Source organism: Salipiger mangrovisoli (assembly GCF_015223355.1).
Lineage (GTDB): Bacteria > Pseudomonadota > Alphaproteobacteria > Rhodobacterales > Rhodobacteraceae > Salipiger > Salipiger mangrovisoli.
Map to the genome: position 1 here is coordinate 299,909 of NZ_JADFFK010000003.1, position 6,000 is coordinate 305,908.

General features: G+C 66.0%; 5 protein-coding genes and 1 pseudogene. All 6 read right to left on the minus strand.

Annotated features, from left to right (window positions below; translation table 11 throughout):
* Nucleotides 1–104: 104 nt before the first annotated feature.
* Nucleotides 105–1,406: a TRAP transporter large permease gene (locus tag IQ782_RS06410; RefSeq protein ID WP_194133784.1), complete on the minus strand. Its 1,302-nt coding sequence runs from the start codon at nt 1,404–1,406 to the stop codon at nt 105–107.
* A gap of 4 nt (nt 1,407–1,410) precedes the next feature.
* Nucleotides 1,411–1,944, minus strand: a complete 534-nt coding sequence (locus IQ782_RS06415; protein ID WP_194133785.1) for a TRAP transporter small permease — start codon at nt 1,942–1,944, stop codon at nt 1,411–1,413.
* A complete protein-coding gene (locus IQ782_RS06420; protein WP_194133786.1) occupies nt 1,941–2,921 on the minus strand; it encodes a TRAP transporter substrate-binding protein in 981 nt (326 codons plus the stop codon). The genes IQ782_RS06415 and IQ782_RS06420 overlap by 4 nt, the downstream gene beginning before the upstream one ends.
* A gap of 149 nt (nt 2,922–3,070) precedes the next feature.
* Nucleotides 3,071–4,504 (minus strand): aldehyde dehydrogenase family protein, encoded by a 1,434-nt coding sequence (locus IQ782_RS06425; protein ID WP_194133787.1) that lies wholly within the window; start codon nt 4,502–4,504, stop codon nt 3,071–3,073.
* Nucleotides 4,505–4,535: 31 nt separating this feature from the next.
* Nucleotides 4,536–5,921 (minus strand): Glu/Leu/Phe/Val family dehydrogenase, encoded by a 1,386-nt coding sequence (locus IQ782_RS06430; protein ID WP_194133788.1) that lies wholly within the window; start codon nt 5,919–5,921, stop codon nt 4,536–4,538.
* Between the two features lie 3 nt (nt 5,922–5,924).
* Nucleotides 5,925–6,000: pseudogene (locus IQ782_RS06435) on the minus strand (electron transfer flavoprotein subunit alpha); the annotation flags it as partial.

Here is a 6,000-nt window from a genome sequence, read left to right on the forward strand (position 1 = left end):
TCCTGTTCACCAAGATGATGCCCGTCGGGCGGAGGCCGAAAAATCAAGAAAAGGCAGCCATCGACAAGTTATGCTTGTCCGAAAGATGGCTGCCTCCGAGGGCTTCACCCCATGAGTTTTGGAAGTCCGAGAACGATGTCCGGGAAGAGGATGATCAGCCCAAGCAGCACCAGCAGCAGCACGAAGTACGGCAAGGCCGCCCGCGCGATGAAGAGGATGTTCTGCCCGGTGAGGCTCTGCATGACGAAGAGGTTGAAGCCAACCGGCGGCGTTATTTGCGCCGCCTCGATCAGGATCACCAGAAAGATGCCGAACCACACGAGGTCGATCCCCGCCGCTTCGATCATCGGCAACATCACCGATGAGGTCAGCACGATGATCGAGATGCCTTCGAGAAAACACCCGAGGATCAGGATCAGCACGCCGAGCACGCACAGGAGAATCATCGGGCTGAGCCCCAGTGTGCCGACCCAGGCGGCCAGCTGACGCGGCAGGTCGACGAAGGCCACCGCGATCGACAGGCAGGAGGCTGCCCCGATGATGAAGGAGATCATGCAGGACGTCCGCATCGCCGACATCAGCCCGTCGCGAAAGCTCGCCCAGCTCAGCGTGCGGTAAGCCCCCGAGAGCAGCAGCGCGCCGACGACCCCGATCACCGCCGCCTCGGTCGGCGTGGCAAAGCCGCCGTAGATCGAGCCGATCACCAGGATGACCAGCCCGATGGAGGGCGCAAGGCTGCGCAGTGCCAGGAGCTTCTCGCGCAGCGGCGTGCGGGTGGGCTCGTCGGGCATGGCGTCGCGGTTGAGCAGGCTCCAGACCGCCACATAGCCCGAGAAGAGCAGCATCAGCGCAAGGCCCGGCACCACGCCGGCGATGAAGAGCCGGGCGATGGATTGCTCGGCCGAGACCCCGTAGACGATCATGATGATCGAGGGCGGGATCAACAGGCCCATCGTGCCGGAGCCGGCCAGCGTGCCGATGGTCTGGCGCAGGGGGTAGCCGCGGCGCTCGAGCTCCGGCACGCTCATCCGGCCGATGGTGGCGCAGGTCACCGCGGAAGATCCGGCGATCGCCGCCATGACGCCGCAGCCAAGGACGTTGACGTGCAGCAGCCCGCCCGGAAGGCGACCGACCCAGGGTGCGAGGCCCCGGAACATGTCGCGCGAGAGGTTCGAGCGGAACAGGATCTCGCCCATCCAGACGAAGAGCGGCAGCGAGGTCAGCGCCCAGCCCCAGCTTGCGTCCCAGAGCGTCGAGGCCATGAGCGAGCCCATGGGGGCAAACGTGAAGGCCTGCATCATCACCATGCCGACAGCGAGCAAGGCGACGGACACCCAGACGCCCATCGCGAGGAAGCCGGAGACCAGAACTGCGAGTGTCAGTCCCGCGATCAAGGTCATGTCCATGGTTTCACTCCGCGTGCTGATCCGCGTCACCCGCGGCATAGGAGGGGGCGGCACCGAAGACCTGGCTCACAAGGTCGTCGATCAGCGCCAGCGCGAAGAGCACGATGCCGAGCGCAAAACCCGCCTGAGGGATCCAGAAGGGGATGGCGAGCAGGCCCGGGCTCACGTCGTGGTAGTCGAGGGATTGCAACACCAGCGCTGTGGCGTGCCAGGCCAGGAAGCCGATGGCGGCGCTACCGACCAAGCAGTTGGCGATCTCGACGAAGCGCCGGGCCCGCAGAGGCAGCCGGTCGGTGGCTAGGGTGATGCGCACGTGGGCGCCCGAGCGGAAGGTGTGGGCGAGCCCGAGGAAGGTCGCGGCGGCAAGGCAGAAGCCGGCGAGTTCGGTCGAGTCGAAGGTGATGCCGAGGTGGCGACAGGCGATCTGGACGACGATGGTCACGCCGATCCCGACAAGGAACGCGGCGGCGAGATACCCCGCCGCCGTGTAGAGCCCGTCCAGCACCCGACGAAGGATCGGTGCGGCGGCTGTGCTCATTTCTCCAGCGCCGCCTTGTAGCTTTCGTAGACGGCCTTCTCGTCGTCCGTTGCCTTGGCGAGCCATTCCTCGGTCAGCATGTCGCCGATCTCGGTGATCCGGACGAGCACGTCTTCGGGCGCGTCTGCGATCGTCATGCCGTGTTCGCGAAGCACCTCGACGCGTTCGTCGCCGGCGGCCTTGGCCATGTCCCAGCCGCGAGCGGTCGCCTTCTCGCCCTCGTCGATCACGATGTCGCGCACATCCTCCGGCAGGGCGCGGAGCGCGCGCTGGTTCACCAGGATGGCATTTTTCTGGTGCATCGTGCCGGTGTAGGTGAACGTATCGACATAGTCCCAGGCCTGCACGTCGGTACCGGTCTGTGCACTGGTCCAGAGCGCATTGATCATATTCGTGGCAAAGGCCTGCGGGACCTCGGCAAAGGGAAGGATGATCGCCTCGGCGCCAAGTTCCTCGCCGAGCTTCTGGGTTTGCTGAGAATAGATGCGCAGCTTGAGGTCCTCGAGATCGGCAAGGCTTTCGATCGGCGCGTCGGTGTAGAACCCCTGACCGGGCCAAGCGGTGTAGCTGATCACCGCCATGCCGTTCTTGCCGAACATCTCGTCGAAGTAGGGCTTCTGAGCCTCCATCAGCGTCCAGGCCTGACCGAAGTCGTTGGCGATGCCGGGAATGTTGTCGAGGTTGAAGATCTCGGCCTCGTTTCCATAAGAGCTGAGGCGGACCTCACCCATCTGGATCTGCCCCGACTGCACCGCGCGCTTAATCGCGTCGAGCTTGATCAGGCTGTCGTTGGCGCGCAGGTCGATCTTGAGCTCTCCGCCGGTGCGCTCTTCGACAGCCTCGATGAACTGGCGAATGTTCTGCGTGAAGAAGCTGCTGTCGGGATAGCCGGACGCCATGGTCCAATGCGTTTCAGCCAGCGCCGGGGCCGCCGTCACGCAGGTCAGAAGGGCGGCAATGAGAGGGGAATGTTTCATGTCGGGCTCTCCGTTGGATCAGTCGGGCTTTTGCCTCGTCGCGGCGCCGGTCACGGCGCCGCATTTGGTTGATCCTTGGAGCTTGCCCACGGCCTTCGCGTCCTCAAACGAAGAAGGCCTTCAGTTAGGCAAGGAAAACTTGTCGAAGCTCAGCCCGCGAAACTGTAGGCCGTCTTGACCGCTGTGTAGAACTCCATGGCCATCGGCCCCTGCTCTCGGCTGCCGAGGCTCGACGCCTTGCGCCCGCCGAAGGGCACGTGGTGATCGACGCCGGCTGTGGGCAGGTTGACCATGACCATCCCCGCCTGAGACTTCTGTCGGAATGCCGTGGCGTGCTTCAAGGAGCCGGTGCAGATGCCCGAGGAAAGACCGAAGCGCGTGTCGTTGGCCGTGTCCAGGGCCTCGTCGAAATCGGCTACCCTGATGACCGAGGCACAGGGGCCGAAGATTTCTTCTCGGCTGCTGCGCATGTCGTTGGTCGCGCCGAGGAACAGGGCAGGGGCCTGGAAATGCCCCGGCCGGTCCAGCCGAGCCCCGCCCAGCACGTCGCAGCCCTCGTCAGCGGCGAGCCGGACATAGTCGAGATTGCCCTGAAGCTGTGCTTCCGAGACCACCGGGCCGATCTGCGTCTGCGGCTCCAGCGGATCACCGAGAACCAGCGCGGCGCGGCGCGCTTCGAGACGCTCGACAAAAGCGTCGTGAATACCCGACTGCACGATGAGCCTTGAAGACGCGGTACAGCGCTGACCGGTGGCGTAGAATGCTCCGTTGACACAGGCATCAACCGCCAGGTCGAGGTCGGCATCGTCCAGAACCACCATCGGGTTCTTGCCGCCCATCTCAAGCTGAACTTTCTTCATGCCTTCGGCGCAGCCGCGTGCGATCACCCGGCCGACGCGCTCCGAGCCGGTGAAGGAGATCGCGGCGATGCGCGGGTCTTCGACCAGTGCGCTGCCAATCTCGGAGCCGGAGCCCATGACGAGGTTGAACACGCCGGCCGGGCAGCCGGCCTCCTCAAGGATCATCGCCATCACGTGGGCGCAGGCCGGGGTGAGTTCGGCGGGCTTCAGCACCACGGCGTTGCCCGCCGCCAGCGCAGGGGCGCTCTTCCAAGCAGGGATCGCGATGGGGAAGTTCCAGGGCGTGATGAGCCCCACCACGCCGAGCGGCTCGCGCGTCACGTCGACCTCGCAGCCGGCGCGGGTCGAGGCGATCTTCTGCCCGCCGAGCCGCAGCGCCTCGCCGCCGAAGAACTGGAAGATGTGGCCGGCGCGGGTGACCTCGCCAAGCGCTTCGGGCAGGGTCTTGCCCTCTTCGCGGGTGAGCAGCCGGGCAATTTCCTCGCGGCGTGCGAGGATGATGTCCCCCGCGCGGCTCAGCACGTCAGAGCGGACCTGGGGCGAGGCGGCGGCCCAGGCGGGCTGCGCTTCGGCGGCAGCGCAGATTGCCGCATCCACGGTTTCGCGTCCGGCCTTTGCATAGAGGCCGATCAGATCGTCGGGGCGTGCCGGGTTGCGGTTCTCGGTGACGCCGTCCCCGGCCTGCCAACGTCCCGCGACGAAGTTCTGCTGAATCTGGCTCATGTTCTTCTCCGGTTGATTGGGCGTGGCGGGATCAGATGCCGAGATCTCGGTAGGCGCCCGCGACCTCTTCGATCGCGAGCACGTAGCCCGCCTGCCGCAGCGAGCGCAGCTCCGGTTGCTCCTGCAGACGCGCCGCCATGCGCCGGTAGGCCGCGCGCATCATGTCCTCGAGGCCCGAGCGCACAAGGTCGAGCTCCGAGCCGCTTTCGGCGAGCTCGGACCGCACCTCGCAGGGGATGGCCTGCCGTGTCAGCCCCTCGATAAGGTCGGCGACATGTCCGAAACGCCGCTGCGAGATCCGCCGCTCCATGAGGCCGAAGGGCATGTGGGTGAGGTTCTTCACCCACTCGAAGTAACTGACCACGACCCCGCCCGCGTTGGCGCAGAGATCGGGGATGATCTCGACCCCGCGGTCCATGAGAAGCGCGTCGGCTGCCGCATCGATCGGGCCATTGGCCGCCTCGACGATCACCTTCGCCCGGATCGCACCCGCGTTCGCGGCAGTGATCGCGTTCTCCATGGCGGCGGGGATCAGCACGTCGCAATCGGCGCAGAGTGCTTCTTGCCCGGGCAGGGTGAAGCGGCCCGTGGGGCTGGTTGCGAAGGAGCCGCCGCCAGCGCGATGCGCGCGCAGGGCCGGGATGTCGAGACCTCCCTCGCAGAACAGCGCGCCTTCGCGTTCGATGATCCCGGTGATCTTGCAGCCGAACTCGCCCGAGAGGATCAGCGCCGCGTGACTGCCGACATTGCCAAACCCTTGGACGATCACCCGCGCATCGTGGAGGCTGCGGCCCTGCGTGGCATAATGCTCGGACAGCGCATAGGCGACGCCCCGGCCGGTTGCCTCGGTTCTCCCGGCAATGCCGCCGCGCGACAAGGGTTTGCCGGTGACGCAAGCCGCGGCGTTCAGCGTCTCGAGCGGCGAGATGCGGCGGTACTCATCGGCCATCCAAGCCATCTCGCGCTCGCCCGTGCCCATGTCGGGGGCGGGCACATTGCGACCGGGCGAGATCAGCCCGCGCCGTGCCAGCTCCTGCGTGAAGCGCCGGGTGATCTTCTCGAGCTCGAGTTCCGTCCATTCGCCCGGGTCGATCCGCAGGGCTCCCTTCGAGCCACCGAAGGGCACTCCCACAAGCGCGCATTTCAGCGTCATCAGCGCCGCCAGCGCCTCGACCTCGTCTCCGTTGGCGTCCGGCGCATAGCGGATGCCGCCCTTCACCGGTTCGAGATGTTCGGAATGCACCGCGCGCCACCCGGTGAAACTCACCAGTTCCCCACGTAGCCGCACCCCGAACGTGACCTGATAGAGCGAATTGGTTGCCCGAATACGCTCGGGCAAACCCTTGGCGAGCGCCAAGCCCGAGAAGGCGGTGTCGAATTGGCTGCCGACGCTGTCGAGGAAGTTGGTGCCGGGCATGACTCAGAGCTTCTCGGTCAGCTCGGGCACGGCGGTGAAGAGGTCGGCGACGAGGCCGAAGTCGGCGACCTGGAAGATC

Coding starts and splice junctions, on each gene's coding strand:
- IQ782_RS06410 (WP_194133784.1), bottom strand. CDS start 1,406: ATGGACATGACCTTGATCGCGGGACTGACACTCGCAGTTCTGGTCTCC.
- IQ782_RS06415 (WP_194133785.1), bottom strand. CDS start 1,944: ATGAGCACAGCCGCCGCACCGATCCTTCGTCGGGTGCTGGACGGGCTC.
- IQ782_RS06420 (WP_194133786.1), bottom strand. CDS start 2,921: ATGAAACATTCCCCTCTCATTGCCGCCCTTCTGACCTGCGTGACGGCG.
- IQ782_RS06425 (WP_194133787.1), bottom strand. CDS start 4,504: ATGAGCCAGATTCAGCAGAACTTCGTCGCGGGACGTTGGCAGGCCGGG.
- IQ782_RS06430 (WP_194133788.1), bottom strand. CDS start 5,921: ATGCCCGGCACCAACTTCCTCGACAGCGTCGGCAGCCAATTCGACACC.